Genomic DNA, 15,812 nt, shown 5'->3' on the forward strand with positions numbered 1-15,812 from the left:
TTTCGAACAGGACAAAAGATAACTGAGTATAATCATTCTCAGAAATAAAAGACCGGAAACAGTAAACCGGTCTTTTTTTATGCTGTTTTTAACATTGAAAATGTAATCCTACTAATTTTGTGGAATATATAATTATAAAATAAAATTATTACGAATACACGTGGTGAATTATTTGATCTTACTAAAAAAGAGTGTTTTTAATTGATATTTTTGCTACATTTGAGCAAACAATAATAAAATGTTAAGTTATAGATTGAATAATTACTTTTTAGTTACACTGTTTTTACTAACGTCTGTTTTGGCATTTTCCCAAAGGGCAGACCGAAAGCCAAAGCCTGAAAAGTTTAGTGCAGAAAGTAAGAAGGCCGGTGTATTCATAGACGTCAATGTACCCACTTACCCACCTTCAGCCTATACAATAGAAGATATTGTAAAAAAAGTGCTGATTTCCGGAGGATCGGTCTGTGCGGCCCCCAATGTGAGTAATGTAACCATAACTCCCAATCAGCTTTCAACAGATACAGAGAGAGCCTGGGGATATTTCAACAAAGGAACGACCAATTTCCCTTTTACTGATGGAGTTCTTCTGGTAACAGGAAAAGCAAGAAGGGCTGGAAACGGTTTGGAAGGCCCGAATTCATTAAGCGATATCGTGCCGGGTGCGGGAATGAATGATCCCGATCTGGTAGCAGCCATTAACCCACCGGGTAACCTTAAAGACGTGGTATCCCTGGAATTTGATTTTGTCCCGAACAGCAATCAGGTGAAATTCAATTATTTGTTTGCCTCAGAAGAATACACCAGTGGGTTTCCTTGTGGTGACTTCGCAGACGGTTTTGCCCTCCTTCTTAAAAAAGTAGGAGATCCTACCTATGAAAATCTGGCTATTTTGCCCAACGGAGACGGACCTGTAAGTGTAACGAATATTGTTCCGGCAGGAGTAGGCTGCGGTCCTGCAGACATTAAAAATGAACAGTATTTCGCTGGATTGAATACACTGAATGTAGAAACTAATTTTATAGGAAGAACGATACCTCTTAAAGCGGTTGCCACCGTTATTCCTGGCCAGACTTATCATTTTAAAATGGTTTTGGCGGATGCAATAGACAATAATTATGATTCTGCTGTATTCTTACAGGGAGGATCGTTTGATATCGGAATGACCATTGTTGACAATAACGGAAACCCTCTGGGAGAAACATTGAATATGTGCGACAATACCCCACAGGTTTTAAAAGCACAGGTAACAGCCGTTCCTGGAATGACGTACAAATGGTACAAAAACGGCGTCCTGATTCCTAATGCAACCAGTGCGATATACATAGCCACTTCTCCGGGAGTATATGAAGTGAAAACTTTTGTGGGCGGAACGGAATGTCAGAAAGCAAGCATCACGATCATAGGAGGAACTTCTCCTACTGCTCAGAGTGCCACACTCAAACTGTGTGCTACCCCGACTTTAAGTACCTTTAATCTGGACAGTGCAAAACCACAGATCAGTACAACAGCTGGAGCCGTATTCCGTTTTTATGCCAATCAGGCGGATGCACAAGCGCAAAATAACAGTTTCATCACCAACACAACAGCATATAATGGGACAGATAACCAGGTTATTTATGTGTTGGTTTCCAATGGAGCTTTCTGTAGCAAAATTGTTACCCTGACATTAAGAAGAGAAGAAACTCCGGTTGCCCAGCTTACCGCGCCAAGAATGAGAATCTGTGCCGGTGAGTCTCTGATCTTAACCGCTTCCGGTGGAGTAACGTATCAGTGGGGTGACGCATCATCGACTGGCGGCGTAAGAACGGTAAGCCCAACCCAAACGACTACTTATACAGTATATGCTATCGGTGCACAGGGATGCCGATCTCTGCAGCCTGCTACTATTACGGTTGATGTTGTACCGGCTATTGTATCTTCTCTGAAAGGAGGGCACATCTGTGAAGGAGATATGATTCTTTTAGACGCCGGATCAGGGCCGGGATATACCTATGAATGGAATACCGGTGAAACCACTCAGGCTATTACCGTGGGAACCCCGGGAGAATATACCGTAAAGATCAGCAACGGAGTGTGTTCCAAAGAATTTAAAACTCAGGTGATACGTGCCATAGTTCCTCAAATCATAAAAGTGGATTATAACGTGAACGGAACCATGGTTCTTACCGCAAGCAACCCAAGTAATGGGACACTGGAATATTCTGTAGATAACGGTTTCACATGGCAGGCTTCCAATGTATTCTCCAATGTTCCTAAAAATACAGTGATCTCCATCCGTGTCAAAGTGAAAAATACCAGCTGTGTAGGATTTCTTGAATATTTTACATTTGTCATAAAGAATGTGATCACGCCAAACGGAGATAAAGTAAATGATATCATCGATTTCAGTGGAGTGAGTGGATATAAGGACTTTAAGGGTCTGGTTTTCGACCGCTATGGAAGAGAGGTGTTTAAGGCTGTTAAAACCCGACCGTACTGGGATGGTTATTTCCAGGGAAAACGTCTGCCTACTTCATCCTATTGGTATCAGGTAACCTATGAGGATCCTGCCAGTAAGGAGATGGCGGTGAAAACAGGATGGATCCTTCTTAAAAATCTGGAATAAATTTTTATACAATATTTACAAAGACTGGTATTTTTGCCAGTCTTTTTTATTATTTTTAAATAAAGCAAGTTTATATTGTAAAATAAATAAACTTGTATTAGTGATAATGTAAATTGTGCTAAATTGAATTTCAATCAAAAAAAATAGTATTTTTGTTTCAAATACTATAAAATGTTAAATAGGAGGATTGGAAGTTTATTTTTGGCGTTATTTTTTGTACTCTTCGGAAGTTCTGTTTTTGCTCAAAACAGAGACAGGACTACAGTTACTCCAAAAAAGATAAACCCTGCCTCTATGAAAGCCGGTGCTTTTATAGATGTTAATACACCCAATTATCCGGAATCCAGTTACAGCGTTACACAGCTGGTGAAAGACGTGTTGATATCCGGAGGAGCCTGTTCTACGTCAAACGTGAGCAACGTTAATGTTTCTCCCAATTTATCGGTCAGTGATCCGAACCGCAGCTGGGGATTTTTTAACAAAGGAACTACCGCTTTCCCTTTTGCGAAAGGAATTATTCTTACTACAGGGTTTGCCAGAAGAGCAGGAAATAGCCTTGAGACGTCATTAAGTGATGCTCTGCCTTCTTCTTCCGGAGATTTAGATCTTGCAACGGCATTAAATGTAAGCAATAATTCGCTGAAGGATGCTACCTATATTGAATTTGATTTTGTTCCCACTTCTACTGAAATTACATTCAGGTATTTATTTGCTTCAAAAGAATACGATACAAGCCACCAGTTTGCCTGTAACATATCAGATGGATTTGCTTTACTGTTAAAGAAAGCCACAGATCCTACCTATACGAATCTTGCAGTACTTCCGAACTCAGCGGGCCCGGTGAGTGTAACCAATATTCACCCGACCATTCCCGGAGGTTCAGGTTGTGGTCCTGTCAATCAGCAGTATTTTGCAGGGATCAATAATAACCCTATGATTGAGACCAATTTTGACGGACGTACTGTGCCATTAATTGCAAAAGCAACGGTTGTTCCCGGTCAGACTTATCATTTTAAAATGGTTTTGGCAGATTACTCGGATTCCAATTTTGATTCCGGTGTTTTTCTTGAAGCCGGATCATTTGATATCGGGGTAAAGATTCTGGATCCTGCCGGAGTGCAGCTTCCTGCTACAGTTACGATGTGTGACAATTCGCCACAGATATTTACGGCTTCCGTACAGGCCCCGAATGTTACCTATCAGTGGTTTTTAAATAATAATCCTATTACGAATGCTACAGGTCCAAGTTATACTGCCACACAACCAGGAGTATACAGTGTACAGGTACTTATTCCGGGAAATAGCTGTCCGGGGACGGCCACGGTGACCGTAGTGGGCGGAACGTCTCCTACCGTACAGAATGCAGTGCTTACAGCCTGCTATACCGCCGGAAATGCAATTTTTAATTTACCTTCAGCACAGGCTTCCATCAGTACAACACCCGGTGCAACGTTTGATTATTATGTCAATCAGGCTGATGCACTAGCTGGAAATGCAAGTACTATTGCAGGTCCTGCTGCTTATTCAAGCCCGGGAGGACAAACAGTATATGTTAGAGTCAAAAACGGCTTCTGTGCCAAAGTAGCTGAACTGCAGCTTGTAAAAGCAGCTCAGATAGCCCCATCTATTTTACCTCCGGCCGTATTGACCTGCGCCAGTTCTCAGACCACTTTAGATGCTTCTGCTTCGGTATATCCTGCAGGATCCGTTTTCAGCTGGACAACTACAGGAGGAAACATAGTTTCAGGAGCCAATACATTAACTCCGGTTATCAATGCCCCGGGAACGTATACATTAACGATATCAAATACCTTCCAACCAGGTAGTGTAGTTTGTACAGGAGTTGCGAACGTGACCGTGACAGGAGACAGTGCGCCACCGGTAACGGGTCTTACCGCAACCAAAATACAGATCTGTAACGGTGAATCTGTTACTTTGACAGCATCAGGAGGTGTAACATACAACTGGGCAACGCTTCCGGGAACCGGAAATACCCAAACAGTAACACCTACTGCTACCACTACTTATACAGTGACTGCTGTAGGAGCTAATGGATGCGTCTCTCAAAATCCTGCGACCATTACTATTGAGGTTTCCCAACCGATCACAGTACAGAATGCCGTATTGCATAAATGCTACGCTCCGGGACTGACTTATGATCTTACCACAGCTCAGAGCCAGATCACTTCTGCGGGAGGTGGGGTGACATTTACTTATTATGTTCTACAGGCTGATGCTCAGGCGGGTAATGCTAATTTTATTGCAACACCTACGTCATATGCGCCACCGGCCAATCAAACGATATATGTTTTAGTGAAAAACGGAGGATGCCATTATGTGGTTGAACTTCAATTACTAAGAACCGCTGAAACAACACTTACGATAGCCGCACCACAGGAAATTACCTGTACGAATCCTCAGGCAACATTAAATGCTTCGGCATCAGTAGTGCCTGCAGGATCTACTATTGCCTGGACAACAACAGGTGGCGGGAATATTGTATCAGGAGCAAACACGCTGAACCCTGTAGTGAATGCAGGTGGAGTGTACACGCTTACGGTTACGAATGTTTCCCAGCCCGGTAATTTAAGCTGTACTTATACAGCTTCGGTTACGGTAACACAAAATACAGCACTGCCAACTGCTGCAGTAGTTTCTTCACAACCCAGAATATGTGTAGGAGAATCGGTAACACTGACGGCTTCAGGTGGTGTAACTTATAACTGGGTGGGGCTTCCAGGAAACGGAAACACTCAGGTAGTTTCTCCAACATCAACTACTGTATATACGGTATTTGCAGTAGGGGCCAACGGATGTATTTCTGCAACTCCTGCAACGGTTACTGTTGTGGTAGGCCCGCCAACTGCAGGAGTCACCGCATCTAAATTAAAAATATGTGCAGGAGAATCTGTAACCCTTACCGCTACCGGAGGATTTACTTATAACTGGGTAGGACTTCCAGGAAACGGAAACACTCAGGTAGTTTCTCCAACGATTACGACCATCTATTCTGTATTTGCCTTGGGAGGAAACGGCTGTAGTTCCATTAATCCGGCGACAGTGCAGATTGAAGTTGTACCTGCCATTGTTTCTACACTACAGGATGTTTACGTCTGTGCAGGAGATACCGGAATTCTGGATGCAGGACCGGGTGTTAATTATACTTATTTATGGAGTACAGGGGCAACTACCCAAACCATATCAACCAACGTTCCGGGAACGTATAGTGTAACCATCAGCAATGGGGTATGTTCTAAGGTTTTCACCGCAAAACTGTTGAATCCTGAACTGCCTAAGTTTATCAATGTGGTATATGAAAATCATGTGCTTACTCTTACCACCAGCAATCCTTCTGGAGCTGTTTTAGAGTTTTCAATAGACGGGGGAATAATTTGGCAGACGTCCAATATTTTCAATAATGTTCTGGATAATACAAATTATCATATGATGGTAAGAGAAAAAGATGCAAAGTGCAGTACATCACTGGATTATTTCACATTTGTGATCAGCAATGCCATTACACCCAATATGGACGGTATTAATGATACCATCAACTTTACAGGAATCAGCGGCTATAATAATTTTGCAGCGTCTGTTTTTGACAGATATGGAGCAGAGTTGTTCAGAGCTACCAAGACCGATGCGGTCTGGAGGGGAACTTTAAAAGGTCTGAACCTCGCTACAGGCACGTACTGGTATAAAGTACAATGGGAAAATCCAGCGAGTAAAAAACTTGAACAGCGTTCAGGTTGGATATTGTTAAAAAATAGGAACTAATAAGTAAACCTTCCATATTTGGAAGGTTTGTTTTTTTTATGTTAAAAAAAAAGTAAAAAATACACGGTATATTTGAAAATAAATTAAATTTGTTGAAACAAAAGTATTATGCGAAGAAATCTCCTGTTTTTTTTATTTTTTTTAGTCACCTCGACTTTTTCATATTCACAAACTGGCAAGCCCAGGATACCTCACAAAGAAAATATTCCCACAACAAATAAGGCTGGAGCTTTTATTGACGTTAATGTTCCTCCGTATCCGGAATCCGCATATTCCATTACACAGCTGGTAAAGGATGTCCTGATCTCTTCGGGAACCAATACATGTGTGACTCCCAGTGTAACTAATGTAAAGATAACCCCTAACCATGCAGTAAGCGATGCTGACAGATCATGGGGCTATTTCCATAAAGGAACGACCAATTTCCCTTTTAAAGATGGGATCGTATTGTCTACCGGGATAGCCAGAAGAACAGGGAATGGCCCTGAAGGAAACTTAGGTAATGATAACGGGGGCGGAACAGATTCAGACCTTGCCCAGGTAATCGGAGGTACGGGAACACTTGCTGATGCTGTTCTTCTTGAGTTTGACTTTGTCCCTACGACTTCTCAGATTAAATTTAATTATATATTAGCCTCTGAAGAATATTACGGAGGATTCCCGTGTGATTATGCCGATGCTTTTGCGATCCTGCTTAGGCCTACATCGGGAGGACCTTATCAAAATATGGCTATACTTCCCGGTGGTGCCGGACCTGTAAGTGTAACGAATATTCACCCGGCGATAGCAGGAGGATGTGCAGCTGTTAACGAGCAGTATTTCGGAGGATACAATACCACCAATATTGAAACCAATTTTGAAGGAAGAACTGTTCCTCTTACGGCTACAGCTACTGTAGTGGCCGGTCAGGAATATCACTTTAAGATGGTCATTGCAGATTATACCCCTTATTCTTTTCCGGATCACGTGTATGACTCTGCTGTGTTTCTGGAAGGCGGATCATTCAACATTGGCGTAGAGCTTTTAGATCCGAGCGGTGCTACTTTACCGTCAGATATCAATGTCTGTGATAATGTACCACAGGTGATCACAGCTTCAGTAAGCGATCCTAATTTATTATACAAATGGTTCCTGAATGGAGTGGCTATCCCGGGTGCTACCACAAACACTGTGACAGCCGTACAACCCGGAACCTACACGATTGAAGTAAGTGTTCCAGGAAATCCTTGTCCCGGAAAAGCAAGTATAGAAATCCACGGAGGAATGACTCCGCAGGCTCAGGATGCTACATTGCTGCTTTGTGCTACGCCGGATATCACTACTTTCGACCTTACGAATGCAATGCCATCCATCAGCCCCACACCGGGAGCTGTATTTAAATTCTATGTCAACCAGGCAGACGCAATTGCTCAAAATACCAACAACATCCAGAATATTTTAAATTATAATGGTACAGACGGACAGATCCTATACACCGTAGTTTCAAACGGAGGTTTCTGCAGCAAGCTCATAGAATTAAAATTGCTTAAAGAGACGACCCCTGTAGCGGGTGTAAAATCTTCCAGAATAAAGGTATGTCCGGGAGAATCCGTGACGCTGACTGCTGAAGGAGGAGTGACCTATCAATGGGTTAACTTCCCGGGCACGGGTAATACACAGACGGTAACCCTGCATCAGACTACGACATTCACCGTTTATGCAGTGGGAGCAAAAGGATGCCGTTCATTGAACCCTGCTACCATAAGAGTTGAGGTGACACCGGAAATCACTTCTCCTCTGAAAGATGTGGAAATGTGTCTGGGCGACCGTGTGGTTTTAGATGCCGGTGCAGGACCTAATTATAAGTATTTATGGAGTACGGGAGCATCCACACAGACTATTACGGTAGACAGCTGGGGTGTTTATACGGTAGAAGTAGATAACGGATTCTGTAAAAAAATATTCACGGCGAAAGTGGGAGGGGCAGCCACTCCATTTGTAACCGCCATAAATTATGAAAGTGCTAAAATGACAGTGACTATTATCGCAGAAAACCCTGTGATGAACAATACGCCAAGCACCTTAGAGTATTCTATAAACAATGGAATCACATGGCAGGATTCTAATATTTTCACCAACCTTTTAGACAATACAAATTATACGGTACAAGTAAGAAGGGTAGGGACTCATTGTATAGGAACATTTGATTTCTATACCCTGCAGATCAATAATATCATTACCCCTAATGACGATGGCGTAAATGATGTACTGGATCTTAAAGAACTTATTGGATTCAAAAACTTCACAGGATCAGTCTTTGACAGATACGGAGTGGAAATGTTCAGGTTCTCCAAAGAAAAACCGGTATGGGACGGAACCGTAGGAGGGAAGAAGCTCTCTACGGCTACATACTGGTACAAATTTAATTTTGAATATCCTAAGTCTAAAGTTCAGATGAACTGGTCCGGATGGATCATGCTTAAGAACAGAGAATAAAAGATAAAGCATACAGAAAAAGCCTTTCAAGAGAACTTGAAAGGCTTTTTTGTTTTTTAAAACAGACTTTACTGATTTTGTTTCCAGAGATTGGTAAAGCCGATAAAATCCAGAACGCTGAGCTCTTCCGCTCTTTTGTCCAGGAATTCATGGGTTTTTAAAGCCTCAGGAATGTTCAGTATTTTAAGGGAATTTGAAAGTTTTTTTCTTCTCTGATTAAATCCTGCTTTCACGATTTGTTTAAAAAGAACCTCGTTCCCTGCCAATCCTTCTTTAGGATTTCTGGTAATCCTGATGACCCCTGATTTTACTTTCGGAGGCGGATTGAACACATTCTCATGTACAGTGAACAGGTAGGTCACATCGTAATACGCCTGAATAAGGACAGACAGAATACCGTAATCTTTAGTTCTCGGTACTGCGGCTGTTCTTTCTGCGACTTCTTTCTGGAACATGCCTACCATTTCAGGAACCTGTCCGTAATAATCAATGATTTTAAACAGGATCTGTGAAGAAATGTTGTACGGGAAATTACCAATGATCGCGATCTGCTCTCCATTGATAAAATTAAAGTCCTGTTTCAGAAAATCTCCTACAAAAGTATTTTCTGTGATCTTTGAATAGTTCTTTTTAAGGTATTCAATAGATTCTGTATCAATCTCGGCAAGGTAGATGGTCTGATCCTTTTCGAGCAGATATTTGGTAAGGACTCCCATTCCGGGACCAACTTCCATGACGTTTTTATAGTCTTCAAAACTAAGACCTTCCACGATTTTTCTCGCGATATTTTCATCTGTCAGAAAGTGCTGTCCAAGATGTTTTTTTGCTTTTACACTCAAAGTTTTTTATGATTTTATTAACATTGATTTTCTCAATTTCGTCCCAAATTTCGGAAGTTTTTTTCTAATTTAGCCAAAAATTTTAATATTAATGGCTAAATCTGTAGATGAGTTTAATAAGAAAAGGCTTCGGTCCAGCAATATTACAGTAGTAATAAGTATTGCCTTAGTGTTATTTTTGTTAGGATTAATGGGGCTTATTTTAATTAATGCCCAGAAATATTCTGACTATATCAAAGAACAGTTGGTAGTAAATGCTTATTTTGATGAAAACTATGATGCGAAAGATTCTGTAAAAATTGCAAAACTGGAGGAAGAAACTTTTAAAAAGGTACAGACGTTAGCTCCTGTAAAAAAAGCGACCTACATCTCAAGGGATATGGCGGCAAAAGAAGCCAAGAAAACCATGGGGATAGACAGCGATGCGCTTTTTGAAGAAAATATTTTCCCTTCATCCATTGAAGTGGCATTAAAGCCTGAATACGTAGACCCTGCAAAAATAGACGGTGCGATTAAAATAATCAAATCTGTTCCGGGTATCGTGGATGTGAAAAATGACAGTACGCTGATGGTGGATGTTTACAACAACCTGAGCAGGATTTTAAAGTGGATCTTAGGATTCTCCGTTCTTTTCCTGATCCTGGCTGTGGTATTGATTAACAACTCTATCAGGCTGAAAATTTTCTCTAAAAGATTTATCATCAAAACCATGCAGCTCGTTGGGGCAAAAAGAAGGTTTATTCTTAAGCCGTTTATCATCGAAGCTGTCATTTTAGGTGCTATCGGTTCTACGATTGGACTTCTGGCGCTTGGTGGAGTATGGTATTATTTCACAAGTCAGATTGGTTCGGCTTTCGTACAGGACAATAATCAGTACTTCTGGTTAGTTGTTTTAGTACTTGGAGTAGGGGTGTTTATTTCTGTCCTAAGTACCATTTTCGCTACATGGAGATTCTTAAAATCAAACGTTGACGATCTATATTACTCTTAATAATGAGCAAAAAAACAAATAAACTGGCCGCTTCAGAGTTTGGCAAAGAAACCGAAGTTCCACAGGAAAGTACCTTTTACTTCGGGCAGCAGAACTTCAAGTGGATGCTGATAGGTCTGGCATTTATCGTAGTGGGATTCCTGCTGATGATGGGGCCTGATGCTAACACCGTAGATGGTAAATTTGATCCCAATTCATGGAATGACGATATTTTTTCCATTCGCAGGATCAGAATTGCACCACTGTTCATAGTGATAGGCTTCGTCATAGAAGTGTACGCTATTTTAAAAAGAAAATAAATACAAACTTTATTTAAGGATTAAGAGATTAAGGAATTCGGAAACATCTGAATTTCAAAATCTCTTAATCTTTTAATTTTTACAATATTATGGATTTAATCAAAGCGATTATTATTGCTATTATTGAAGGACTTACCGAGTATCTTCCAATTTCTTCTACAGCACACATGGGATTTACGGCCAACCTTTTGGGCCTGCAGGACGATGAATTTCTGAAAATGTTTCAGGTTTCCATTCAGTTTGGAGCTATTTTGTCTGTAGTGGTGGCGTACTGGAAGAAGTTCTTTGATCTGAAAAATATCCAGTTCTATTATAAACTTGCCTTTGCTGTGGTTCCTGCATTGGTGTTGGGGTACTTATTTGATGATAAAATTGAAGCTGTTCTTGGAAACCAGATCGCTATTTCTTCAGTACTCGTACTGGGAGGTGTCGTTCTTCTTTTTGTTGACAAATGGTTTAAAAACCCTAGAATTGATGATGAAAAAGGCATTACGATAAGAAGTGCCATTACCATCGGCTTCTGGCAGTGTCTTGCGATGATGCCGGGAACCAGCCGTAGTGCAGCTTCTATTATCGGAGGAATGTCACAGGGACTTACCAGAAAGGCTGCCGCAGAATTCTCTTTCTTTTTAGCAGTTCCCACGATGCTGGCGGTGACGGTGTATTCCGTTTTCCTGAAAACATGGGGTAAAGAAACGGCGCATCCTCAGAAAGGATATGAAATGATCATGGCCTCTCAGGATCACATCATGATCTTTGTGGTTGGAAATATTGTCGCATTTATTGTGGCATTGATCGCTATTAAAGCATTCATCGGGGTGCTGAACAAATATGGTTTCAAGCCTTGGGGTTGGTACCGTATTTTCGTAGGGATTGCCCTGTTGATTTATTTCTATTTCTTTAAGTAAGAGTATGAAAAATAATATTCTAAAAATACTGGCTTTTTCCGGATTAATCGTTTCCTGCGCTCCTGCACATACGCTTTTCGTGAAAAATAATACGAAAGAAAGAATAGAGTTTGTAGTAGAGCTTAAAGAGAAGAATACTACAGCCCAGGATTTAATGATCTGTAAAGAGCTTGTTCCAGACGAAGAACTGGATCACAAAGCTTTTATGGAGTATTCCAAGGAGGGAAAATGTTACAGTCAGAAAATTACAGCAATTAACAAGACCAGCTATAAATTTAATTTGCCGGAAAATTATACCGTAAATATTGTTCCGAATAGTTCTGTATATCCTTTTCACAACATCTACTACTTCATCGGAGATAAAAAATGCTTTGTGAATGTAGAAAACGGTCCCGACTGCAAACAGAGGGTCAATAAGCTCCCCAGCTTAGTAAGTATCACCGAAATTACAGAATAATGACAGCTGAAGAACTGCAATCAGGATATGTGTTTTTATTGGACAAACCTTTGGACTGGACTTCTTTCCAGGCTGTCAATAAAATGAAATATAAGCTCAAAAGAGAGTTTAATCTTCCCAAGAAATTTAAAATAGGCCACGCCGGAACGTTAGATCCAAGAGCAACGGGACTTCTCATTGTCTGCTGTGGAAAATTCACCAAGAAAATTCCTGAGATTCAGGATGCTCCCAAAGAATACTGGACCGAGATCAAAATAGGTGTTCAGACAGAATCCTATGATACTGAGAAGCCGGAAATTCTTCAGCAGGATTTTGCCCACATCACACAAGAGCAGATCAATGAAGCACTGGGGAAATTTGTTGGAGAAATCGAGCAGAAACCTCCTGTGTATTCAGCGATCAAGATAGACGGACAGAGAGCCTACAACCTGGCAAGAGCAGGGGAAGAAGTGGAAATGAAATCCAGAAAAACTACGATTTTCTATATTAATGATATTAAAATCGACCTTCCTTTGGTCAGCTTTACAGTAGGATGTTCAAAAGGAACCTATATCAGAAGTCTGGCTCACGATATCGGGCAGGAACTGAGAGTAGGGGCTTATCTGACCCAGCTCAGACGTACAAAAATCGGAGATTACACCATTGAAAATGCAACGGCTGATTTTCTGGAAAACGAATACAGATTTGAAGGCTTATGATAAAAAATTTACTCCTTATTTTAGGGCTCTTATCTTCCGCGATATTTTTTTCGCAGGAAACAGAGACAAAAAAAGAAAAAATGGGGTTTTATGTGAACCCATCACTGAATGTAGGCCTGAATCTTCAGACTAAAGATAATCAGTTCAGCAATTCACAGTATATTGAGCCGAAACGCGTGGGTAAAATAACGTATGGCGTCACAGCCATTGGAGGTTACAATTTTCTTCCTAACTTTGCACTCGGAACCGGATTTAAATACAGTTTTATAGAAGACAATTATCACCTGGTATATTGGATGATTCAGCCAAAGATCATATTCAGTCCGGGCGACCGTCCTTTTTATATTGATTTAAATTACGGAAAGCAGCTTAATCATTCAGCAATTTCAGATTCTGAATTTTGGGGTGCAAGGCTTGGAATCATGGTTTCCTATTCAAAAAGGCTGAGCCAGGAGGGTGGAATTACGTTTGAAGGACATCAGCTCAACGGGAAATCAAATGGCTTTTTCATTGGCTTAAGCTATGGAATTACCATTTTCAGCAATAAAAATTATACAGGTTACGGAGAAGACTAATGGAAAAAACGCGAATCAATAAATATTTATCAGAAGTAGGCTACTGTTCTAGAAGAGCCGCAGATAAACTTTTGGAAGAAGGAAGAATTACGATTAATGGAAAGGTTCCTGAGATGGGTACAAAAGTTTCCGATGAAGATGTGGTGGAAGTGGATGGGAAACCTATCCGTGAGCCGCAGGATAAGCCTGTTTATATCGCTTTTAATAAACCCGTGGGGATTGTCTGCACCACAGACACCAAACGTGAAAAAAACAATATCGTAGACTATATCAACTATCCGAAAAGAATTTTCCCGATCGGAAGGCTGGACAAACCGAGTGAAGGTCTGATCCTGCTGACCAGTGACGGCGATATTGTAAACAAAATCCTTAGAGCAAGAAACAACCACGAAAAAGAATACATCGTACGTCTTGACAAGCCAATGTCTCCGAAATTCCTTGATAAAATGAGGAATGGGGTTCCTATTCTGGATACCGTCACTAAAAAATGTGATGTGGAAAGAATCGATGATATGACGTTCCGTATCATCCTCACCCAGGGACTGAACAGACAGATCCGCAGAATGTGCGAATACCTCGGTTATGAAGTAAAAAAACTGAAACGTATCCGTATCATGAACATCAAATTGGATCTTCCGGTAGGAAAATGGCGTGAACTTACAGAAGAGGAACTTAATTCACTTAACAACCTTCTTTCTGACTCTATCAAAACAATTGATTAAGATCATATCATAAATAATAAAAAAGTAAGCAGGGATATTTTCCTGCTTATTTTTTTTCTGGTAATCTATCTGAAGATGGCAATGGAAAAGATACTTAAAGTGTTATTTTTTAATAAAATTCACACATTGGTGTAATATTTTTAGTTTATTGGTGTATATGTGTTATATTTATACTAATAACCACTAAAAACCTGGAAACCATGAAATTAAAGTTTAATCTACTTTCCCTTGTTATTTTATTAGTATTTTCAAATTGCCAAAATGATAACCATAATCCGGATCTCCCGCACGATTCTACATTTTACATTGATTACAGAAGCCTGAAAGGATTACCGGATGGAGTAGCGGTCATTGAGCTGGATCCTGAAGCTCCAAATTTTGGACATATCAGCAGCAAACTTGAATTAGGCGTTGGTGTCCTGCCTCATCATCTTTATTATAATCAGACGGCGAACAAATTATACACTACTGCTTTAGGAGGAAGCTATCTATACCAGATAAAAACAGGAAAAGACAAAAACGGACAGCCACAATTAGTGGATGCAACACCTATTGATACAGGAGAGAATACGGTAGGCGAAAATTTGTTTTTTACTAATGACGGAAGATATTTTATGACTTTTATGGGAGGAGCAGGAGGACAAAAGGATGGAAGTATAGGTGTTTTTAATGCCAATAGTAATCAGCTTATCAAAACTATTAAAGCTCCGATTCAAGACAATCCCAATCAATTTATTATGTACCCGCACGGTATTTCTGTTAATGAAGAAAAAGGAATAATGATGGTCACCTCAACCATTCACCCGGATCTTACTACCGGAATGGGAAACACCTGTACTTTATTAGATATGAATACCTATGAATTAAAAGAGACCTATCTGGTGGCAGACTCGCAAACAGATATGTCCAGTCCTGTCGAGGTTCTGTTACTCCGTGGAAAATTTCCACAGTATGCCCTTGCAACCACAATGCTGGGCGGTGATATCTGGATCGCTCCATACAATGCGGCAACCAAGAAATATGATGCTTTCAGTAAAATATTTGACGGAAGCACACAGGGATTAGGCTGGACACTCGAAATGTATATTGATGATAACAGCAAGCTCTATGTAAGTTTTGCAGATCCTGGAAAAGTTTTGGTCTTTGATATAAGTAATCTTCCTCAACTCAAGCTTTTAAAAACCCTTACGGCAGATAAAGGAGCACATCATATGGTTTTCTTTAAAACCAAAAAAGGAAAAGAAGTTGTAGCCGTACAAAATAACCTGTTGAATATTCCTAATTTAAATTCCGGCACCATTAGTGTTATTGAAATCGAGACGGGGAAAACGTTAGGGACAGTCGATTTACGCACCAAGTATGGAATATTGCCTGAATCAATTGAAGGCACGAATGGTCCCGGCAGCTACATGCACCATTAAAATGTAAAATAACCTGAGTTCTTTCAACTGGCAGTAATAATGTCA

At 40.5% G+C, this 15,812-nt stretch carries 12 protein-coding genes; 11 read left to right on the top strand and 1 reads right to left on the bottom strand.

What is annotated here, in order from left to right:
* The first annotated feature begins 238 nt into the window (after positions 1-238).
* From BUA72_RS10625 to BUA72_RS10635, 3 genes are all read left to right on the top strand, one after another.
* Entirely contained in the window at positions 239-2,605 is a 2,367-nt protein-coding gene (locus BUA72_RS10625; RefSeq protein WP_072922894.1) for a choice-of-anchor L domain-containing protein, read from the top strand.
* Between the two features lie 171 nt (positions 2,606-2,776).
* A complete protein-coding gene (locus BUA72_RS10630; RefSeq protein ID WP_072922895.1) occupies positions 2,777-6,382 on the top strand; it encodes a choice-of-anchor L domain-containing protein in 3,606 nt (1,201 codons plus the stop codon).
* 108 nt (positions 6,383-6,490) lie between these two features.
* Positions 6,491-8,857: a choice-of-anchor L domain-containing protein gene (locus BUA72_RS10635; protein WP_072922896.1), complete on the top strand. Its 2,367-nt coding sequence runs from the start codon at positions 6,491-6,493 to the stop codon at positions 8,855-8,857.
* A gap of 68 nt (positions 8,858-8,925) precedes the next feature.
* Here BUA72_RS10635 and rsmA read toward each other — a convergent pair whose 3' ends face one another.
* Positions 8,926-9,696, bottom strand: a complete 771-nt coding sequence (gene rsmA, locus BUA72_RS10640) for a 16S rRNA (adenine(1518)-N(6)/adenine(1519)-N(6))-dimethyltransferase RsmA (RefSeq protein WP_047448558.1) — start codon at positions 9,694-9,696, stop codon at positions 8,926-8,928.
* 91 nt (positions 9,697-9,787) lie between these two features.
* Between rsmA and BUA72_RS10645 the strand changes: the two genes are divergently transcribed.
* The 8 genes from BUA72_RS10645 (at position 9,788) to BUA72_RS10680 (ending at position 15,767) form a co-directional block, all read left to right on the top strand.
* Positions 9,788-10,687, top strand: coding sequence for a cell division protein FtsX (locus BUA72_RS10645; RefSeq protein WP_047448557.1), 900 nt, complete (start codon positions 9,788-9,790; stop codon positions 10,685-10,687).
* A 2-nt stretch (positions 10,688-10,689) separates the two neighbouring features.
* The gene (locus tag BUA72_RS10650; protein WP_175548882.1) at positions 10,690-10,986 is read left to right on the top strand and encodes a DUF3098 domain-containing protein; all 297 of its coding nucleotides are present in this window, start codon (positions 10,690-10,692) and stop codon (positions 10,984-10,986) included.
* A gap of 89 nt (positions 10,987-11,075) precedes the next feature.
* Positions 11,076-11,894 carry an undecaprenyl-diphosphate phosphatase gene (locus BUA72_RS10655; RefSeq protein ID WP_072922897.1) on the top strand — a complete coding sequence of 273 codons (819 nt, stop codon included), beginning with the start codon at positions 11,076-11,078 and terminating at the stop codon, positions 11,892-11,894.
* A 4-nt stretch (positions 11,895-11,898) separates the two neighbouring features.
* Entirely contained in the window at positions 11,899-12,351 is a 453-nt protein-coding gene (locus BUA72_RS10660; RefSeq protein WP_072922898.1) for a hypothetical protein, read from the top strand.
* Complete coding sequence (truB, locus tag BUA72_RS10665) at positions 12,351-13,049, top strand: tRNA pseudouridine(55) synthase TruB (RefSeq protein WP_072922899.1); 699 nt, start codon at positions 12,351-12,353, stop codon at positions 13,047-13,049. Before BUA72_RS10660 ends, truB begins: the two co-directional genes overlap by 1 nt.
* A complete protein-coding gene (locus tag BUA72_RS10670; protein WP_072922900.1) occupies positions 13,046-13,624 on the top strand; it encodes a hypothetical protein in 579 nt (192 codons plus the stop codon). The genes truB and BUA72_RS10670 overlap by 4 nt, the downstream gene beginning before the upstream one ends.
* The gene (rluF, locus tag BUA72_RS10675) at positions 13,624-14,346 is read left to right on the top strand and encodes a 23S rRNA pseudouridine(2604) synthase RluF (protein ID WP_047448544.1); all 723 of its coding nucleotides are present in this window, start codon (positions 13,624-13,626) and stop codon (positions 14,344-14,346) included. Before BUA72_RS10670 ends, rluF begins: the two co-directional genes overlap by 1 nt.
* 200 nt (positions 14,347-14,546) lie before the next feature.
* Positions 14,547-15,767, top strand: coding sequence for a YncE family protein (locus BUA72_RS10680; protein ID WP_072922901.1), 1,221 nt, complete (start codon positions 14,547-14,549; stop codon positions 15,765-15,767).
* The last annotated feature ends 45 nt before the right edge of the window (positions 15,768-15,812 follow it).

The sequence above is a fragment of the Chryseobacterium sp. OV279 genome (assembly GCF_900128945.1).
GTDB lineage: Bacteria > Bacteroidota > Bacteroidia > Flavobacteriales > Weeksellaceae > Chryseobacterium.

Excerpts from the sequence above, each read along its gene's own strand:
- BUA72_RS10625 (WP_072922894.1), top strand. The coding sequence starts at position 239 with ATGTTAAGTTATAGATTGAATAATTACTTTTTAGTTACACTGTTTTTA.
- BUA72_RS10630 (WP_072922895.1), top strand. The coding sequence starts at position 2,777 with ATGTTAAATAGGAGGATTGGAAGTTTATTTTTGGCGTTATTTTTTGTA.
- BUA72_RS10635 (WP_072922896.1), top strand. The coding sequence starts at position 6,491 with ATGCGAAGAAATCTCCTGTTTTTTTTATTTTTTTTAGTCACCTCGACT.
- BUA72_RS10645 (WP_047448557.1), top strand. The coding sequence starts at position 9,788 with ATGGCTAAATCTGTAGATGAGTTTAATAAGAAAAGGCTTCGGTCCAGC.
- BUA72_RS10650 (WP_175548882.1), top strand. The coding sequence starts at position 10,690 with ATGAGCAAAAAAACAAATAAACTGGCCGCTTCAGAGTTTGGCAAAGAA.
- BUA72_RS10655 (WP_072922897.1), top strand. The coding sequence starts at position 11,076 with ATGGATTTAATCAAAGCGATTATTATTGCTATTATTGAAGGACTTACC.
- BUA72_RS10660 (WP_072922898.1), top strand. The coding sequence starts at position 11,899 with ATGAAAAATAATATTCTAAAAATACTGGCTTTTTCCGGATTAATCGTT.
- truB (WP_072922899.1), top strand. The coding sequence starts at position 12,351 with ATGACAGCTGAAGAACTGCAATCAGGATATGTGTTTTTATTGGACAAA.
- BUA72_RS10670 (WP_072922900.1), top strand. The coding sequence starts at position 13,046 with ATGATAAAAAATTTACTCCTTATTTTAGGGCTCTTATCTTCCGCGATA.
- rluF (WP_047448544.1), top strand. The coding sequence starts at position 13,624 with ATGGAAAAAACGCGAATCAATAAATATTTATCAGAAGTAGGCTACTGT.
- BUA72_RS10680 (WP_072922901.1), top strand. The coding sequence starts at position 14,547 with ATGAAATTAAAGTTTAATCTACTTTCCCTTGTTATTTTATTAGTATTT.